This is a genomic window from Rhizobium sp. P32RR-XVIII, assembly GCF_012641395.1.
Lineage (GTDB): Bacteria > Pseudomonadota > Alphaproteobacteria > Rhizobiales > Rhizobiaceae > Rhizobium.
Genome location: NZ_JABAIH010000019.1, coordinates 1 through 17,455 on the forward strand (window position 1 = coordinate 1; position 17,455 = coordinate 17,455).

General features: G+C 59.3%; 18 protein-coding genes and 1 pseudogene. 13 read left to right on the top strand and 6 right to left on the bottom strand.

The genetic code is table 11. The annotated features are described in order from the left end of the window. A partial coding sequence (locus HGP14_RS29700) for a tyrosine-type recombinase/integrase (RefSeq protein ID WP_168833446.1) occupies positions 1 to 513 on the top strand: 513 nt, incomplete at its 5' end. A gap of 166 nt (positions 514 to 679) precedes the next feature. Here the strand turns inward: HGP14_RS29700 and HGP14_RS29705 are convergent. Continuing rightward, positions 680 to 1,287, bottom strand: a pseudogene (locus tag HGP14_RS29705) (TIGR00730 family Rossman fold protein). A 392-nt stretch (positions 1,288 to 1,679) separates the two neighbouring features. Here HGP14_RS29705 and HGP14_RS35855 point away from each other — a divergent pair. Together HGP14_RS35855 and HGP14_RS29710 are read left to right on the top strand one after the other, a co-directional pair. Further along, complete coding sequence (locus HGP14_RS35855) at positions 1,680 to 1,769, top strand: LysR family transcriptional regulator (protein WP_246704664.1); 90 nt, start codon at positions 1,680 to 1,682, stop codon at positions 1,767 to 1,769. A gap of 130 nt (positions 1,770 to 1,899) precedes the next feature. Then, positions 1,900 to 2,466 carry a LysR substrate-binding domain-containing protein gene (locus HGP14_RS29710; protein WP_312862220.1) on the top strand — a complete coding sequence of 189 codons (567 nt, stop codon included), beginning with the start codon at positions 1,900 to 1,902 and terminating at the stop codon, positions 2,464 to 2,466. A 43-nt stretch (positions 2,467 to 2,509) separates the two neighbouring features. Here HGP14_RS29710 and HGP14_RS29715 read toward each other — a convergent pair whose 3' ends face one another. Beyond that, positions 2,510 to 2,767, bottom strand: a complete 258-nt coding sequence (locus HGP14_RS29715) for a hypothetical protein (RefSeq protein WP_168833447.1) — start codon at positions 2,765 to 2,767, stop codon at positions 2,510 to 2,512. A 2,282-nt stretch (positions 2,768 to 5,049) separates the two neighbouring features. Between HGP14_RS29715 and repA the strand changes: the two genes are divergently transcribed. The 3 genes from repA to repC all read left to right on the top strand — a co-directional run bounded on the left by repA (position 5,050) and on the right by repC (position 8,781). Then, positions 5,050 to 6,267, top strand: coding sequence for a plasmid partitioning protein RepA (repA, locus tag HGP14_RS29720; protein WP_168833448.1), 1,218 nt, complete (start codon positions 5,050 to 5,052; stop codon positions 6,265 to 6,267). Next, positions 6,264 to 7,289, top strand: coding sequence for a plasmid partitioning protein RepB (gene repB / locus HGP14_RS29725; protein ID WP_168833449.1), 1,026 nt, complete (start codon positions 6,264 to 6,266; stop codon positions 7,287 to 7,289). The genes repA and repB overlap by 4 nt, the downstream gene beginning before the upstream one ends. Before the next feature lie 154 nt (positions 7,290 to 7,443). Further along, positions 7,444 to 8,781 carry a plasmid replication protein RepC gene (gene repC / locus HGP14_RS29730; RefSeq protein WP_168833518.1) on the top strand — a complete coding sequence of 446 codons (1,338 nt, stop codon included), beginning with the start codon at positions 7,444 to 7,446 and terminating at the stop codon, positions 8,779 to 8,781. 184 nt (positions 8,782 to 8,965) lie between these two features. Here the strand turns inward: repC and HGP14_RS29735 are convergent, their stop codons facing one another. After that, entirely contained in the window at positions 8,966 to 9,199 is a 234-nt protein-coding gene (locus tag HGP14_RS29735; protein ID WP_168833450.1) for a hypothetical protein, read from the bottom strand. A 360-nt stretch (positions 9,200 to 9,559) separates the two neighbouring features. Between HGP14_RS29735 and HGP14_RS29740 the strand changes: the two genes are divergently transcribed. The 3 genes from HGP14_RS29740 (at position 9,560) to HGP14_RS29750 (ending at position 11,271) form a co-directional block, all read left to right on the top strand. Beyond that, entirely contained in the window at positions 9,560 to 9,973 is a 414-nt protein-coding gene (locus HGP14_RS29740) for a transcriptional regulator (RefSeq protein WP_168833451.1), read from the top strand. Between the two features lie 108 nt (positions 9,974 to 10,081). Beyond that, positions 10,082 to 10,645, top strand: a complete 564-nt coding sequence (locus tag HGP14_RS29745) for a hypothetical protein (RefSeq protein WP_168833452.1) — start codon at positions 10,082 to 10,084, stop codon at positions 10,643 to 10,645. Then, positions 10,642 to 11,271 (top strand): hypothetical protein, encoded by a 630-nt coding sequence (locus HGP14_RS29750; RefSeq protein WP_168833453.1) that lies wholly within the window; start codon positions 10,642 to 10,644, stop codon positions 11,269 to 11,271. The genes HGP14_RS29745 and HGP14_RS29750 overlap by 4 nt, the downstream gene beginning before the upstream one ends. A gap of 257 nt (positions 11,272 to 11,528) precedes the next feature. Here HGP14_RS29750 and HGP14_RS29755 read toward each other — a convergent pair whose 3' ends face one another. The 3 genes from HGP14_RS29755 to HGP14_RS29765 form a co-directional block, all read right to left on the bottom strand. Then, positions 11,529 to 12,146, bottom strand: coding sequence for a hypothetical protein (locus tag HGP14_RS29755; protein WP_168833454.1), 618 nt, complete (start codon positions 12,144 to 12,146; stop codon positions 11,529 to 11,531). A gap of 5 nt (positions 12,147 to 12,151) precedes the next feature. Further along, positions 12,152 to 12,358 carry a hypothetical protein gene (locus HGP14_RS29760; RefSeq protein WP_168833455.1) on the bottom strand — a complete coding sequence of 69 codons (207 nt, stop codon included), beginning with the start codon at positions 12,356 to 12,358 and terminating at the stop codon, positions 12,152 to 12,154. 70 nt (positions 12,359 to 12,428) lie between these two features. Beyond that, complete coding sequence (locus tag HGP14_RS29765) at positions 12,429 to 12,731, bottom strand: integration host factor subunit beta (protein ID WP_168833456.1); 303 nt, start codon at positions 12,729 to 12,731, stop codon at positions 12,429 to 12,431. Positions 12,732 to 12,935: 204 nt separating this feature from the next. On the opposite strand from HGP14_RS29765, the gene HGP14_RS29770 reads away from it, so the two are divergent. From HGP14_RS29770 to HGP14_RS29785, 4 genes are all read left to right on the top strand, one after another. Continuing rightward, complete coding sequence (locus HGP14_RS29770) at positions 12,936 to 15,068, top strand: ParB/RepB/Spo0J family partition protein (protein ID WP_168833457.1); 2,133 nt, start codon at positions 12,936 to 12,938, stop codon at positions 15,066 to 15,068. A gap of 105 nt (positions 15,069 to 15,173) precedes the next feature. Further along, on the top strand, positions 15,174 to 15,830 hold the full coding sequence (locus tag HGP14_RS29775) for a hypothetical protein (protein WP_168833458.1): 657 nt from the start codon (positions 15,174 to 15,176) through the stop codon (positions 15,828 to 15,830). A gap of 73 nt (positions 15,831 to 15,903) precedes the next feature. Then, the gene (locus HGP14_RS29780; RefSeq protein WP_168833459.1) at positions 15,904 to 17,106 is read left to right on the top strand and encodes a DUF932 domain-containing protein; all 1,203 of its coding nucleotides are present in this window, start codon (positions 15,904 to 15,906) and stop codon (positions 17,104 to 17,106) included. An 88-nt stretch (positions 17,107 to 17,194) separates the two neighbouring features. Beyond that, positions 17,195 to 17,449: a DUF6117 family protein gene (locus tag HGP14_RS29785; protein WP_168833460.1), complete on the top strand. Its 255-nt coding sequence runs from the start codon at positions 17,195 to 17,197 to the stop codon at positions 17,447 to 17,449. Positions 17,450 to 17,455: the final 6 nt, after the last annotated feature.

Consider the following 17,455-nt stretch of genomic DNA (forward strand, 5'->3'; position numbering starts at 1 on the left):
GCGTTTGCCTCCGGCGGCCGCCGGCGCAGCGAGATCGCCGGGTTGCGCCTTGAGCAGCTGAGTGCCGAGCCGCCGATCGAGATGCCGGACGGCCCTCCCCTCCCCTCGCTGGCCATCCATCTCGGCCCCACAAAGACCACGAGCGGCGAGCAGGACGATGCCGTCTATCTCACCGGCCGTCCGGTGGACGCGCTGAACGCCTGGCTGGCGGCCGCGAAAATCGACAAAGGCAGTGTGTTTCGGGCGATCGGGCGATGGGGGACCGTGTCGCGGCGGGCGCTCGATCCGCAGTCGGTCAATGCGATCCTCAAGCAGCGAGCCGCAATGGCTGGCCTGGAGCCAGGTGCGTTTTCCGCCCATGGGCTGCGGTCCGGCTATCTCACCGAAGCAGCCAATCGCGGCATTCCCCTCCCCGAGGCCATGGAGCAATCGCGACATCGATCCGTGCAGCAAGCATCCAGCTATTACAACAATGCTACAAGGCGGAGCGGCCGGGCAGCACGGCTTCTCTGATGGCAGGAGTCGCCCCGATGCAGACTTTAGCGGGCTGGGAGGTAGGGACAGCTTCGGGCCCGATGTCAGCTATAGAGCGCTTCGTCGCGCCCGCCTGAAGGCGGACGTCGTTTTGGCCAGACGGTTCGTCGCCTTCATTCTCCAAAACAGACTGGCCAACACTGCCTTACATTCTGTCGATGATCGACGGCACACCTTCGGAAGCCTCGGGAGGTCGTGCGGCATTCTGGATAGCCGGTATAATGTTCTCCACGCGATCGACAACGATTGGCTGGATCAGATGGCGGCTATGTAGAAATCCTACTTTTTCCATGTGTTCGATCATGGAGAGCATCGGATTCCAGAAGCCCAGAATATTGGCGAAGACCATGGGCTTTCGATGCTGTCCCAGCTGCGCCCACGTCATGATTTCAACGATCTCTTCGACAGTGCCTATCCCGCCCGGCAAAGCGACAAAGGCGTCGGAACGCTGGAACATGGCGTGTTTACGCTCGTGCATCGTCTCGGTAACGGTCAAATCATCGAAAATTCTGAGCGCATCAGCCTCGATTCGCGGTTCTTCAGAAACTTTGGAATGATAGCGCCGACCTTGCCGCCGTTTTTCAGCGCTGAGAGCGCCAACAGCGCCTATCACCCGTTGGTGCCACCGCCGTAAATCAATTCCAGCCCCGCCTTTGCGATGGCCGCACCTAATTTTTCACCGACTTCAACGAAAGCAGCATCGTTGCCCGGCGAACAACCGCAATAAACGCAAATGGAACGGATGTTTGTCATTGTGCCATAAGCATTGAAGCAAGACGTCCGGTCAAGAGACGGGAGTCTTATTTGGTCCAAACCGGGAGCACATTGTCAGACAAGCCGATGTCCGCTTTGCGGAGAAATCTAAGCAGCGGTCTCTCTGCATGCGGCACCCTTCCGGCGCAAGTGACGCGAAACGGCCGACGATCGACGTCAGCTCGCGGCGGAAGCGGCCGTTCATCCGTTTAGCCACATGGATCACGGTCTGCGGTAGAGGTGTGAATTTGGCTTTGCCCGACCGTCATTGGCGCTAGAATGTTTGGATCCTGTCGGCCGCGCTTTCGTAATTCGGCCTGCAATGACCCAATAAGCAATACCGCCAATCGAGGCGGCCAAGATGCCTCAATCTCCTCGTCAGTCTCGAAGCTTTGCTTATCGAGCAAAACGTCACGAGGGCCGCAGCTCGGCTGCATATGAGCCAGCCTGCCCTCAGCGCGCAATTGAACCGTCTCGCTTGAGCTGATCGGACCGCTCCGAGCCGCCCTGGATCAGCTCCGCGGCACAATCCAGGGCCATGACAGCTTTTCTCCTGCAACAGCCGAACTGACCGTGTCGATTGCATGCACGGACTACATTGAGGCCGTGGTGGTGGCGCCTCTGATCGTGGCGCTGCGCGAAAAAGCTTCCAAAATACGCCTTGCGCTCCACCGCCTGGCTCCGGCACGGTTAGCGCGGCAACTCACGGATGGCGATGTCGATCTGGCCATCGCTACACCGGATCCCGGTCAGGCTCACCTGCGTACACGGCACCTGTTTGAGGAGAGCTATATTCTCATCGGCCGTCCCGGCCACCCGCGGATAGAGGAAGGGACGACCGCATCGGGATTCGCCCGGCTCGAACAGGCAATCGTCTCGCCTTTAGGCGGCGGATTTTCGACGCCGGTCGATGCCACCCTGCAGGCACTTGGTCACTCCCGCGCTATTGTTGCCTCTGCCGCCTCTTTCCTTGTTATTCCAGACATCGTAGCCAGCAGCGACTTTGTCGCACTGGTTCCGCGACGGCTGATGCAGGACCGCTTGTCTGAAGTCGCGTGGATAGACGTTCCGTGGCTTTCGGAACGGTTTCAGGTGGAGCTCATATGGCATGAGCGCACCCACGGGCACCGGGGCCTACAATGGATCCGCGAGCGAATACACGATCTTGTCGCTCGCTGATCCACGCCATTTCCAGCGCAGAATAAATGTCCCGGTCATTCGTTCAACGGCATTCCCTAACCGGAAACATATCTTCGCCGTAGTGATGGAGCCGGGTGTGATGTCGTCGGCACAACCATCGGACCCTCAATGGCTCTTCGTATTGATCGTGATGGGCGTCGACAGCTTCGACACCGCACACTTCACAAGTTTCCCTATCGATCTCACCTGCCTTTAGCGCTCGCTGAACCGCGAGATGGGCTTCGTATTTGCCGGGATTGGCCCGACGCCAGTTGGCCTGGCGGGTATCTGTCTTGAGCATCTTTCACTCCGCCTGATGCGCTGTGCTGATCGTTAGATAGCACGATTTTGGCAATTGCGGCCATTCATGGGTTTCTTATTCGATCTTACGGCGCCGCGCATTAGTCGGCGCGCGCCAGGTCCATCCGTACCGAGTTTGTTACAACACACTCGGCGAGCTCACGCACGGGCTTTACTATTCCCGCCGTGCCAATCCCGTGGCGTATACGTCCGGTCCTCAGGATGCGTCCGGTTTCGATCACTTCCACCTGGGAGGCGATGGCCGGCGAGACAGCAACCTCGGCGACTGCAGGCGCCGGATCGCTCCCGATTTCGAAGGTGAAGATTGCGGGTGGCGATTGCCAACGATGTCGGGATCTTTTGACAGGCTAGGCCCTTCCCGTGCGATTTCCGTAGAGAAGTTCTCAGCTGAGAACTTTGATGAGTCCTCCGGCAGAGGTGTAGGATTCCCCCAGGCGACGCGCGTGGCACCCCCCAATTTCAGGGATGCGGTTTGGCAAAAGTTCTCAGCTGAGAACGCCGATCGGCAGCCGCCCAGGGCGGCGCCGCCTACCTGGAGAGACATGGACATACCGGCATGCTTCACGTTCACGGCCATGCTCGCCGTCCCTTGCTCAAACAGCTCCATTTAAAAGGGGATCAGCGGCGTCGGGAAAATTTGCCGCCTATTTATTAGAAGAGAGGCGCCTTTAAAAGACGCTACATCCGAGATATCGCCCTAAGCTCAACGAAGGACGGTCCGTCGAAACCGAAGGGACAGGGATCTTCAGCGGTGGTGCCGCGCGCTAGGTGCTACATCTCCAGCGGCTGCAAAAACACATTCCAAACATCGCCACCGCCGATGACGGTGGGCGCACAGGTCGATCAACCTTCCTCATTTGCCGGAGCTGCCTGACCACTGACCAATCGATCTCGATGCCGGTCTCCGCCAAGCAAACGCCCCGGACGCCTCGGAATTGCCCGGCCGAAGCGTCGTTAGCCGGACCGGGGACATGTCCGTCCCGGCTGTCCGTCTGCACCAACGCCGGACTGTTCACTGCGCCCATGGCCATCTTCCCGACGTCGCTTGACTGCACATGACGGCGGAAGCAATTTCTGTCGGGAGCAAAAGACCGCGACCGACCGTCGCCCCAGAGCCACAATGATAGTCCTCTAAATCCGGTCGCGCTGCATTGGAAAGGGAAGGCGGTCTATGGAGAACATTCGCCGCCCGACAAGTGTCGCGCTGGGTATCCCAACCTATACCTGCAGGAGCTAACTCGTCCTCCCGCCGGTTACCCAGCTGCGGAAGGGTAGAGCGCAAACGGGTCGCGACCTTATTCAAATCGTTCTTGCCTCTCTTCAGGCACCGCACTCTGCCGAGGTCCCGCCAAACCTCACCGCCGCAGATTCCCAAGACTATCCCGGCCCTTCTCGCGTCACTGTAGACGGCGCCCGTTAAGCAAGCTCATTCCGGATGCACGCGGCCGGACCAGCGGTGCTTGCACAATAACCCAAGAGGTGCCCAGCGAGGCGCTCAAATCCGGCAGTTTAAGAAGCTGCCACATCAACACGACCGACAAAGAGAGACGAACCAGTGGCAGCTGGCTGAGTTCTCCTACCGCGACCTGTTAGGCTCCCCAATGTCGCAGCCTCAAGATCGCTAAGCGCGTCGGCACGCAGGCGCCTGCCAGCGGAAGGGCCGTGTGGATCCGAGAACCACCCGGCAACGACGGTATCCGAAAATGTATCGCAACACAGTCCCATCAGGGCGCTTTCTCTGGCTGCCCCCGATGGCGGCTCCGTGCGTGGAAAAGCGCCGGTGTGCGTTAAGGCGCAATGTCGGAACGCCCGGTCTGGATGCATGTTGTGGGCGGGCCGCTTCGGCGATGGATCACGGAGCATGCGTCGAAAAACGTGGCTACCTCGACGGCAGGTCTTCACCGTAGCTGACGCAAAGGGCGCAAGCATTGACCGCCGCTATATCCAGCGCTCCGCCGCAGCGCGTACTTCCTGGCTGCGGGGAAACACATCCCGAAGATCCTGATCGCCGTGCCTTGAGCCTGATGCAAGCGCGATGCTGACTTCTTTGCACGCTTAAATGGAGGGGAGGGGGCAAGCGTAGGGAGTTGGTATAAAAACACAGGAACCAGGGCATTCTGGAGGTACCGATCACGCCAAGAAGATCTTTGCACCGCTAAGCTATTGCGTTAACTTTTCATTAACCCATTTTCCCTTGACCCGAACACCGACTCGGATCATTTCTACGCTCAATTGTCGATTTCACCTGATTGAGCGTTTAAAATGAATTCAATCGCTACTCACTCATTGGCGCGTGCATCAGCGGTCCCGTCGCTAACACGCCTCATTGAGGCGGACGCTGATCTTCTGAGCGCCCAGCTCCAACAGCTGCGGGCGCGCGCATTTCCGCCAACCGCCGAAAAACAACTTCGCAAATTCATGGCCGGTGAAGCTGCCAAGCTGATCGGAATCAGTGATGCCTACCTTCGCCTTCTGGCGTCGGAAGGCAATATTCCAGATGCGGAGAAGAATGGCGCCGGACGGCGCCTTTACTCACTTGAGCAGATTCACGAAATTCGCCGCTACTTGAGCGCCAACAAGAAAGGGTATTCGCCGCAGCGAACCGACAATGAAGCCCTTCAAGTGATTGCGGTCACGAACTTCAAGGGCGGCTCCGGCAAGACCACGACAGCCGCGCATCTTGCGCAATATTTCGCGCTTCGCGGCTACCGGACGCTGGCCATCGACCTAGACCCCCAGGCCTCGCTTTCCGCGCTATTCGGCATCCAGCCGGAATTCGATCTGGGTGCCAACGAAACCGTGTACGGCGCCATTCGCTACGATCAGCACCAGCGGCCACTCAGCGATATTATCCGCAAGACCTACTTCACCGGCCTCGATATCGTTCCTGGCAATCTGGAACTGCAGGAATTCGAACACGACACCCCGCGCATGCTGAGCGAGAGGTCTCGCAACCGAGAACAGATGTTTTTTACGCGTATCGCGACTTCACTTGCGTCCGTCGACAAGGACTATGACGTCGTCATTCTTGATTGCCCCCCATCCCTCGGATATCTAACGCTCTCGGCGCTTTGCGCGGCACGCAGCGTTGTCGTCACCATCCACCCACAAATGTTGGATGTCGCCTCCATGTCGCAGTTCCTGCACATGACAGCCGGCCTCTTCGATGTTGTCGAAAAGGCCGGCGGCAATGCGGAATACGATTTCTTCCGCTACGCCGTCACGCGCTATGAACCAAGCGATGGCCCGCAGGGCCAAATTGTCGGCTTGCTGAAGAGTCTCTTCGGAGATCGGGTGCTGACCAATGCAATGGTGAAGTCCGCTGCGATCTCGGATGCCGGGATCACCAAGCAGACACTGTACGAGGTCGGGCGGGAAAACTTTACGCGCGCGACGTACGATCGGGCGATCGAATCTCTCGACAGCATGAACGGCGAAATCGAAATGCTCGTCAAGCAGGCATGGGGGCGCAGGACATGAGCAGACGAAGCGACCAACTCAAGAATTTCCTCGAGCCGATCCAGCCCGTTTCCGCCGCAGAACCTGCGCCGCGCACCAAGCCGGCTGTGCAGTCTGGGGCGCTTAATTCGATGAATCAGGCAATTGCCAACCTCGCCACCGAGGCTGAAGAGGCGGAACGCCTGCGCGCCCAACTCGAAGCTGGCGAAACGATCGTCGAACTTGCACCGGAAGCCATTCACCGTTCCTTTGTCAAGGACCGCCTTGACCACTTCACAGGCCCGAATTTCACTGAATTGCGCGAGAGCATCCGCGCCAGCGGCCAGATCGTCCCCGTTCTGGTTCGCCCGCATCCGGACAAAGCTGGCGAATATCAGCTCGCTTTTGGGCATAGACGCTTGGAGGCTCTGCGGCAAATCGGGGCCAAGGTCAAAGCCATCGTTAGGCCCCTCTCAGACGAAGACCTTATCGTCGCGCAAGGCAAGGAAAACACAGACCGTCTCGATCTGTCCTTCATCGAAAAGGCTCTCTTTGCGCTCCGTCTCGAAGAGATGGGGGTTCGACGTCAGGTGATTATGGATGCGCTGACGACAACATCGAAAGGCGTGCTGTCAGGAATGATCTCGCTCGCAAATTCCATCCCGGCTGAACTGATAGAAGCTATCGGACCGGCTCCCTCCATCGGAAGGCCGCGTTGGGAAACCTTCGCTCGACTTCTCGCGGACGGGAGAAGCGACGAGGATTGGCGTCATCTGATCAACCAGGAAGCTTTCCGCGCCCGCTCAAGCGATGCCCGCTTCGAGACGATACTGAAGGCCTTTACGCCGCAAAGGTCCACCGAGGCGGAGGAGCTTGTCGTCGAGACCGAAGAGGGTCGCAGGATTGCGACCGCGCAGTTCGCGAAGCGTGCCGTGAAGGTGACAATTCAAACGAAGGATGCTCCGAACTTCGCGGAGTTTCTTCTGCGCAAGCTGCCTGACATTTACGCCGCGTACGTCTCGGAAGGGACAACAGGCACCGTTGAGACAGAAAAACAGGAGTAGGATGCAAAAGAAAAAGGCCCCCAAGCGGTGAACCGTGGAAGCCTCTCTCGTATTCCGTGACAAGATCGAGAATCGCATTTCCACGAATCCTAGTCAAGAGTCTTGGCACCGATTTTGGTGAGCGGATTTCTTTTGCCTTTTGAAAGGTGAAGAAATGGATCGTGGACATGTCACAACGCCCTTTGGGCGGTCGATGACGTTCGCCTTATTGGCAAGGCGTCGACAAATCGACGAAGCACCACCGGAAACCAAGCGCAACAAGTGGAAGCTCTTCAGGGCTGTCTGCGAAGCCAGAGAGGAATTGAATGTGTCGGATCGATCTCTTTCGGTCCTCGACGCTCTCCTGTCGTTCTACCCATCCGATGATCTTACCCCCGAGAGCGATCTGATCGTCTTTCCATCGAACGCACAGCTTTCAATACGTGCAAGGGGAATGACGCCAGCGACGTTGAGACGCCATCTTGCTGCCCTCGTCGACGCAGGGCTCATCCTTCGTAAAGACAGCGCCAACGGCAAACGCTTTGCTCGGCGGAGCAGGGCAGGGGACATCAACGAAGCATTCGGCTTCAATTTGGCCCCGCTCCTTTCCCGCGCAACGGAAATAGAAACGATCGCCGCACAGATCGCCGCCGATCGAGAATTCTTCCAGGCGACGAGAGAGCGGATCACTCTCTGCCGGCGCGACATCATCAAGCTCATCCAGCTCGCCAAAGATGGATGCGTCGACGGTGACTGGGAAGATCTCCACAGCCAATTTCGCTCCTTCCTTGCAAGCTTGCCACGTCGGCCGTCGCTTGAGGAACTCGAGCTGCTGCTGAGCCGCCTGAGTAAGCTTCGCACGATAATCGTCAAGCTCTTGAACGATCACGATAAAACCCAAAATATGTACGCCAGAGAGTCCCAGAATGAGCGCCACATACAGGATTCACAAACACAATCCTTTTCTGAATCTGAAGCAATCCATGACGCAGAACCTCTCAGGACTTCCGGCCCTTCGCAGGTGGCTGAGGCAATCTCGCTAGAGCGACCAGCCTCCGGCCCCACCGCAGACGAAACGCAGTTCAAGAAACCGACCCTTCCGCTGGATATCGTGCTTCGCGCGTGCGACGAAATTCATGCCTACGGGCCGGGCGGATCGATCAGAACCTGGCGAGACCTCCTGACAGCAACCTCTGTCTTGCAAACGATGCTCCAGATTAGTCCGTCGGCCTTCCATCAAGCCTGCGTTGTCATGGGACCCGAAAACGCCAGCGTCGCGATCGCCTGCATCTTCGAACGGGGAGGAAGCATCGCCTCAGCCGGCGCTTATCTGCGCGATCTCACCAGACGTGCCGCACAGCGGCAGTTCACGATAAGACCCATGGTTTCGGCGCTTCTGCAGTCAAAGGCGAGGGCACAGTCTTGTGCATCAGCGGTCAGTAATCCTGATCTGACGAGCCACCAACCGCCGAGTTCTGGTTCTACGAGATTAAGCCCTCGGTATATGGGATGAATGCAAAATCTTCGAGGTAAGCTCAGGCTTCTTGCCTGCCGCAGGCGAGCTCGAGATTGGGTTTGCGATCGAGGCAGTCGCATCGCCATCAGCGGGTTCGTGGGTGTTTTCACAGTGCCTTCAACTTGTTGGCATTTGTGTGTGCGCCAGGATCTCGGGGGCGAATACGATCTGCGTTTGGACGTCAGCCGTTTCGTTTGGCAGCGGCTGGATCCGCGACCACGCCAACGACGCCTTTTTTGAGCATGGATCGTTGCCTCAGCAAAGCATTGTAACGATCCCCCATGCCATCGGCTTCGATCTCGCCGGCGATCCACAGTTCTACGATCGCCATGAATTCGAGATCGTGGTCGATCGGCGTGCCGCGAGCTCTCGCCCTGGCGACCACTCTCTCGGCGATTGATCTTCGTGATGTCATCTCGTCCCCCGGCTCCATATGAAGAGCCCAACGACGAGATAGCAATCGTCGGCTTTTCGATCCACTTGAAATAGGGTTACCCACACATCGTATGCGCGCAGCTCCCCGTTTCGATGGATTCGAGCGCGTGTGAAGCGTGCTCCCCAATGGTCGAGCCCCCTTTTTCCGGGTCACAAGGCTGCGGACTCTTTATCGGCCCCCGTCGTCAGCTGGCCCGATCCGCGTCGTCTATTACTCACGTGAAGCGCTCTGCGTGGCGGCCTGTCTATCGCCCGAAACCGCTGAAAGGCCCACGCAAGCCGATGTTGACACTATACCGCCGCTTGACCGAAAAGGATTCGGCCGCAAAGGAGATCATCAATGGCTGACGACGACAATAAGACTGACCAGACCGAGACTGCAGAGGCAAAGGCTGCGACCCAGACGCCCGTCAAAAAGACGCGCGCCCCGCGGCAGAAGAAGGTGACCGCAGCGGCTCAAGATACTGGCACGGAAACTGTTACGTCGCCGGCGGGCGCGGTCAAGTCGGGTCGCGGTCGTGGCAAAAGCGCCAAACTCGTCGCAGCCAAGCCTGATGCTGCTGTGAAGGTCGCCCGCAAGACACGCGCGCCCAAGGCTGTCGTGCAGGCAGAGGCGACCCCCGTTGCAGCCCTCGATGAGCTCGAAGATCTCATCGAGCTGGAAGAAGAAAACCAGCGTCTGCGCAAACTGCTTGCAGAAAAGCTACGATCCGAAAACGCCGATCTGCGCAAAAAGCTCGATCGCCTGAAGTGAGCCATCCCTGAAGGGTTCGCGCTCGCAGCGGTCACATTCGACTAAAAAGGGGCGGGGAGACCTGTCAGCAGTTGTCGCCAAGCCCCAGTTTGCTTGAGGTTGAATCCTATGAGATCACCATGGCGTTTCCTCGCCGATTTGACGTCCCGTCGCAAGTCGCAGCAACCGCTTCTGCCTGCACCAATCCCCGAGGCGCAAACAGACGAGGCGGATGACGAACGCGCGTCATCGGTTGCGCGTGTCGGCTCGCTCGATCATCCCGATACGGCCGAGGCGGCCCAACCGCACGAAGCTGATCACGCGGCGCCACCGGAACCCGTAGCCGCGGTGGATGACAAGGCCCCCGCTGCCGACGCCAGGGTATCTGATCCCGAACCTTTGACACTGGCAGTCGACGAGCCTGCCACGGAAGCGACGTCGAAGCGTGGTGATGAAGCCATCGTGACGAACGCTGGCAAAAAGCGGGCAAAGCGTATACAGCAACGCCATGTCGAGCGGCCATCTTCGTCGGGCCTCCGACCGGATGACGTCGGCGAGCAGCAGCCAGCCACTTCGGCGCGGCCTGCCTTCCTGGATGAGGTTTTGACCCTCGATGTCGAGATTGCCGATCTGAGGGCAGCGCTGGCCCAAAGGTTGAAACAGCAGAACGCTCAACTGCGCAGAAATGCTTGAGCGATTTGAAAACCGATAAGCCTGTCAGGCAGGCTTTCTACGAGTGGAATTTTATGAAGAGCCAGCAGAGACGTTTCGTTGTCGAGATCAAGTCGAAGGGCCGCCGTTCTGCAGTGCGGCAGGGATCGATATGGGGCACGACAGACCTGAAAGCAGTTACGCGCCAGGCGGCCAGTGTTGCGCCGCAATTGTTCGATGACGCACGCGCGACCGTTGATATCGCCACCGATGAGCCGACACTGGTTGTGGCCCCAGTGCCGGCCGCCCCTGCGCCGGTGGACGTTGACAACGAGGGATCCGCACCCGTTGAGCTTAAAGCTGTTGTGCCGACCGTGGCTGCGCCGGCGCTGATTGTTGAGACCCCTCCATCAACGGGCGGCAACACCGCCGCAAAGGTGCGACCGCCTCGCGTCGCCGTCGCTGGGGTCAAGCGTAGATCGCGAACAGTCCAGAAGCGCATCAGAGCTGCCGCACGGAACCTCATTGTCACAGACGAACCTTTGACCCATGACCTGGCGGTGCTCGAGCTGGAAAATCGACGACTGAAGTTATTGCTGGCCGAGCAACTTCGCCAGCAGAACCGGGAGCTCCGCGCAATGCTTGAGCGCTTCGACGGCATTCATTGACGCAAGGGCGGGGCGTTGAGAGGGTTTCATCGCTCTGGCATTGAGACGCGATCGACGCCTTCGCCGAGGGCGAGGGCGACTCGCCAAGACCGGGCTTGGTCCTCCGCAAAGGCCAAAAGCCTCGCTTGTCAGCAAGCCAGGTGCCGTTTGGCGCTTGATCGTAAGAATACGGCCGTTTATCCAAGGTTGGCAATTAACTTGAGCCCGGGAACCTAAAATCCGCTCGCACTGGTCAGGATCGAGATCCGCGAGTTCGACTAAGATACTTCGGCAGTCAGATATTCAACGACGACCTCATTGTAGTCGCCGAAGGTGACTTCGCTGGGGTGCAACTGACGAGCCGCATAAATATCGCGCAGAACAGCGTTGAAGCTTTCGAATTCCTCCGCGATTGCGATACCGCCCGGAACCTTCTGATCCCGGCTTTGGGTTCGCAACCACGTGGCAAGCTCGGTAATCAACCGTCGTGTATCCCCGCCATGCGCGTGGATATCCTGGCCCGCAATGTCGGATATAAATCGTTGGAAGCGATATTGCTCCCGGTCAAAGATAATGCAGGACTTGGACCGATGCGCCGGGCCCCCGTATTTCTTGGCGCCGAGAAAGACGCCCAGCTCCAGTGGCATATTAAACCGCGGTAGCGCCGGATTCCCGTCCGTCTCCGTTCGGGAAATATCGTGGATGCCGTAACGGCACTCCTTGATGATCTGGCAGATCTTGTCGAAGCGGTTGTCTGCGGAGTTGTCCGTTTCGAGCGCGCAACGCGCGACAAAACCGGAGCGGATGACGGTGAAGACGATCGCGTAGAAAAAGCTGCGGTACTCGTCGTCGAAAGGGCAGTTGACGAAGACGTCCCGGTTCGTATCAGCAGCCATGCTGATTACTTGATAGCCTGAGGTTCAGTGCGGCCGGACAGATCCTTGCGCAGTTGCTCTATCGTCGCCTTGATTTCCTTCGAGGTGAAGTGTGTCGGCTTTGTTTTCGGTGAAAGGATGGTTACGCCATCGGAAAGCTTCCCGGCCGCCTTGTAGGGAGCGGGTGCCTTGGTCGATTTGGTAGTCGTGGCGATGGCGCTTCGTTTCGTCATGGTCCTTATATGAGCTTTCCAGTTCCGGAAGGCAAGACGCTCATCACCGGACGATGCTGAAACTCCTGCATTAATCGCCGGACATTGAGGTACTGGCTGAATTCAATCGGTCCTGCATCTCCTTGCCTGCCTTGAAGAATGGTACCCACTTTTCTTCGACAAAGACGGACGTGCCGTCTCTTGGATTGCGGCCTGAACGGGGTGCGCGGTTGCGAACAGAAAATACCCCGAACCCCCGAAGCTCAACCCGTCCGCCCTGTGCAAGGCTCTCGGCGATTTCCTCGAGGATCGTATCCACGATCCGCTCGGCATCGCTGTGATAGAGGTGGGGGTTCCGAGTTGCGATCAATGCAACGAGCTCGGACTTTATCATGTATGACCTCATCGAAAATGTATGGTGGCCGGCGCCTGAACAGGGGCGAGAAATAGCGGGTAAAACAGGGCTGATCAACCAAGCGGTGGAGGCGGCTTGCGGCGGCGTTGAAGCGGGCGGCAGAGAGGGAGAGGAGGGAAGGGGATTTGTGGCGGGTTAGGAGGCTGGAGAGAGGTTCCGGCCGGCTCGCCACGGAGAAACGACATGGCTCAGGCCACATCGAAAATCACCCTCAGTGCAGCCCAGGATATTCCCTTCAACAAGCTGGTGCTCAGCCAGCAGAACGTCCGCAAGATCAAGGCGGGCCTCTCGATCGAAGACCTGGCGGAAGACATCGCCCATCGCGGGCTGCTCAGCAGCCTCAACGTTCGCCCCGAACTCGACGGCGATGGCAACGAGACCGGCATCTATCGCATCCCCGCAGGCGGTCGCCGCTATCGCGCTCTCGAGCGTCTTGTGGCGCAGAAGCGACTGGCCAAGACCGCTGGTATCCCCTGCATTGTCAGCAAAGGCGACACCCTCGAGGTCGAGGACGCGCTCGCCGAAAACGTCCAGCGCGTCAGCCTTCATCCGCTCGATCAGTTCCGCGCCTTCCAGACCTTGCGCGAGCAGGGGCTCGGTGAGGAGGAGATCGCGGCGCGCTTCTTCGTTTCGGTGGCGACGGTCAGGCAGCGCCTGCGGCTGGCCTCCGTCTCAACACGGCTTCTCGATCTTTATGCTGAGGACGAGATGACGCTCGAGCAGATCATGGCTTTCTCGATCACGAACGACCATGTTCGCCAGGAGCAGGTCTGGGATACGGTCTCGCGCTCGCATAGCCGGGAGCCCTATTACATCCGCCGGCTGCTGACCGAAACCGCGATCCGTGCCAGCGACCGCCGCGCGGTCTATGTCGGCATCCAAGCTTACGAGGCTGCGGGCGGTGTGACGATGCGCGACCTGTTCGACCAGGATCAGGGCGGATGGCTGCAGGATCCGGCACTGCTCGAGCAGCTCGTGATGGAAAAGCTCAAGGCTGACGCCGAGGCGATCCGCGTGAGCGAAGGCTGGAAATGGGTCGAAGCCGTCTTCGATTTCCCGTACGGCCACACGTCTGGTCTACGCCGTTTCTACGGCGAGCAGGTCGAAATGACTGAAGAGGAACTCGCCCGCCATGATGCCACGCGTGCCGAGTACGACAAGCTTGACGCAGAATATTCGGAGGCAGATGAGTACTCGGAAGCGACGGAACAGAAGCTGGAGGAGCTTGGCGCAGAGCTCGACCGGCTCAACGACCGTCCATATGTGTTCGATCCGCAGGAGGTCGCCCGCGGCGGTCTCTTCGTCTCGCTCGGCGCCAGTGGCGAGCTCAAGATCGAGCGAGGCTTCGTGCGGCCCGAGGACGAACCGAAGGATGAAACCGATCCCTCGGTTGATGTCGGCCACGATGGTGACGATCATGGCAACGATCTTCCGATACACCGCGCAGCCGGAGGCGAGGACGCCCAACCGGACGACGAGGACGAAACGATCAAGCCGCTTCCCGACCGCCTCGTTCTCGATCTGACGGCGGCTCGGACGATTGCGTTGCGCAATGCGCTCGCGAACAATCCCGTCATCGCCTTTATCGCCGTCCTGCACGCGTTCGTCCTGAAGACCTTCTACGTCTACGGCTCGGATTCATGCCTGGAGGTGACGCTGCAAAGCGCTCGCTTCAGCCAGACGCCCGGGCTTAGCGATACGGTCTGGGCGAAGGAGATCGAGCAGCGGCATGAAGGATGGGGCCACGATCTCCCCAAGGATCCCAATGACCTTTGGGATTTCCTGATCAAGCTCGACGAGGTCAGCCGGCAGGCGCTGTTTGCCCATTGCGCGTCGCTTTCGGTCAACGCGGTGATCGAACCCTGGAACAAGCGGACCCGGGCGATCGCCCACGCCGAGCAGTTGGCCCGCTCGATCGGTTTTGACATGGTGGAAGCCGGCTGGACGCCGACTGCCGACAACTATCTCGGCCGTGTCACCAAGGCGCGCATCCTGCAGGCGGTCCGAGAAGCCAAGGGCGACCAGGCGGCGGAGCTGATCGGCCATCTCAAGAAGACCGACATGGCCCGCGAGGCCGAACGGCTGATGACAGGTAGTGCCTGGTTGCCGGAACCGCTTCGCATGACGGTAATGGATGGTATCAGCGAAAGCGACGCTGTCGCCGATGACGCCTCCGTCGGGTCCGATGAGGGCGAGACTGCCTCGGAGCTTCCCGACCTGCCGGCCTTCCTGCTCGACGAGCCGGAAACATCTGACGATCACGCCAGCGAAACAGAAAATGCGATCGACGGCGAGCATTTCGCAGCCGCCGAATAGCGTCACAAGCATCCCATCAGCCTGACCCAATCGCCGTTGCGGTCGGGTCTTCCTTACAAACAGCCCGGCCATCGTGCCGGGCTTTCCCGTTTTCAGGAGGCATCTATGCCCGATTTCACCATCGAGACCACCTACCACCTGCCGGTCTTCCGGCATCGCACCTACGCGGCCGACACATTGGATGCGGCGTGCCGTGCTGCCATCGAGGACGATAGCTGGGATATCGCCGAGAAGGACTTCGGTTCCACCGGCCCAATTCATGTCACCGGCATCTGGGACGGCGCACATGCGGCTTATTCGGCTCCGCCGCTCCAGATCCCGCCGCAGTTCGACGAACCTGTCCAGCGCCGCGCACGTCATTTCGAGATCCTGCTCGGACTGTTGAAGATGTTGCTGGATGACATCAGTTCGGCGCGGCCACCATTGCCCGATTGGGTCGCCCGAACGGCCTGGGCGATTACCCGAGGAGAAGCCATTCTCGCCGGAGATCCTGATCCTGAAGAGCCGGTCGACCTACCCAAGCCTTCCCACGTCCTGGCCAGGCTGCAGGAGGATCGCGTGCGCGACGCCGTCACGGCGGTGGTCGACGTCGACCCAAGCTTCAGGGGTTTAACACCCGAGGCAGTGACCGACGAGGAGGTCCACGCCGCGTGCCTGTCCATCGCAACAACGATGGATTTTTCCGACGTGGTCGGAAGCGCGGAATTCCAGGCGGCGCTCTCGGCGATCCGGTCGGCGCATCGCCGGCTGACTTCCGATTGATCCATCTTCCTCACGACATCCCTCAACCTTGCCCGGCCACCGCGCTGGGTTTCCGTTTCATGGAGACAATCCAATGAATACTCTGCCTTCCAATACCAATACCAAGACCGTTCCCTTTCCCTCCGGCTTCAAGGTCGAAATCTCCCGCGGCGAGCGGATCGGCCGTGTTTCCTCGGAATGGTTCTCGCGCCCCGACGATGAACGCTTCCTGTCGCTGACCGAACTCTATGACACCGTTCGGTCCCGCGCCGAGCGCGCCCATGCCAGAACGATCGAGAGTGCTGCGATCCGGGTCGAAGCAACGCGCGACAATGCGGAGCGGCTTGAGCTTCTTGTTCCAGGTCAGCGCCAACCGATCGCACCAACACACTGGAGCTACGGCCAGCTCTGCAGTCTTGTCGGGGCGCCGTCGACCTATATGCGCCAGCTGCCTGCGCCGCTCGCCGCCATCAACCTGCAGCACGGTCTGCTCAACCTTCGTGCCGAGCTCATCAAGACCCTGGAGATGGATGATGGCAGGCTCGAGCTTCGGGCAGTGACCGGACCGGAATACGGGCGCATCTGGGACCACGAGCTTGTCTCGGCGGTGATGAACATTGCCGGAAACGGCACAGGCGATACGATGTGGAAAGTGCCCGGCGTGCTCGATTGGGCAACAATGACGCACAATCCCTTTGTCGACATCACCAAGGATACGACAACGCTTTATGCCAGCGACCGGGACGTCTTCGTGTTCCTGGTCGACGACACCCATCCTATCGAGGCTGGCCGATTGCCGAACGGTGAACCGGATCTCTACTTCCGCGGCTTCTACGCCTGGAATTCGGAGGTCGGGTCGAAGACGCTCGGCATCGCGTCCTTTTATCTGCGCGCCGTCTGCGCCAATCGCAATCTGTGGGGCACGGAGAATTTCGAGGAGATCACTATCCGTCATTCGAAATTTGCCGCCCAGCGCTTTGCGCATGAGGCATCGCCGGCACTCACCAGCTTCGCCAATTCGTCTCCAGCACCCTTCATTGCTGGCATCAAGGCGGCACGCGAACGGATCATCGCGCGCAAGGACGACGATCGCGAGAGCTTCCTTCGCAAGCGCGGTTTCTCGAAAAGCGAAACCGGCAAGGTGATCGAGATGGTTCTTTCGGAGGAGGGGAGGCCACCGGAATCGATCTTCGATTTCGTGCAGGGCATCACCGCGCTGGCACGCACCAAGACCAATCAGGACACGCGTCTCGAACTCGAAGGCAAAGCCAAGAAGCTGCTGGAGAGCGCCACCTGAAAACTTCCCCCGAAGGTCACATTCGCGAACCACCATCAACACCAGCCCGACCCCCGCGCCGGGCATTTTTCATTTTTGGAGCACCCCAATGGCTATCCCCGATCATGCCCGCGCAAACTTCGACACGCTGCTGCGCGCCGCGTCCGATGGCAATCTTGCTCTTATGGAATGCCTCGATGCATCTACACGCGAGCCGCGTTACGTGCTTTGGGCCGTCGGCCGCAGTGACGGCGAATACGTCTTCACGCCATTCGGCCATCTCGCCGACGGCGACCCATACGACATCTATCTGCCGCCCGATCCCGACGATGCAACCGGCTTCATTGTTAACCCGGCAACCTAAGCACTG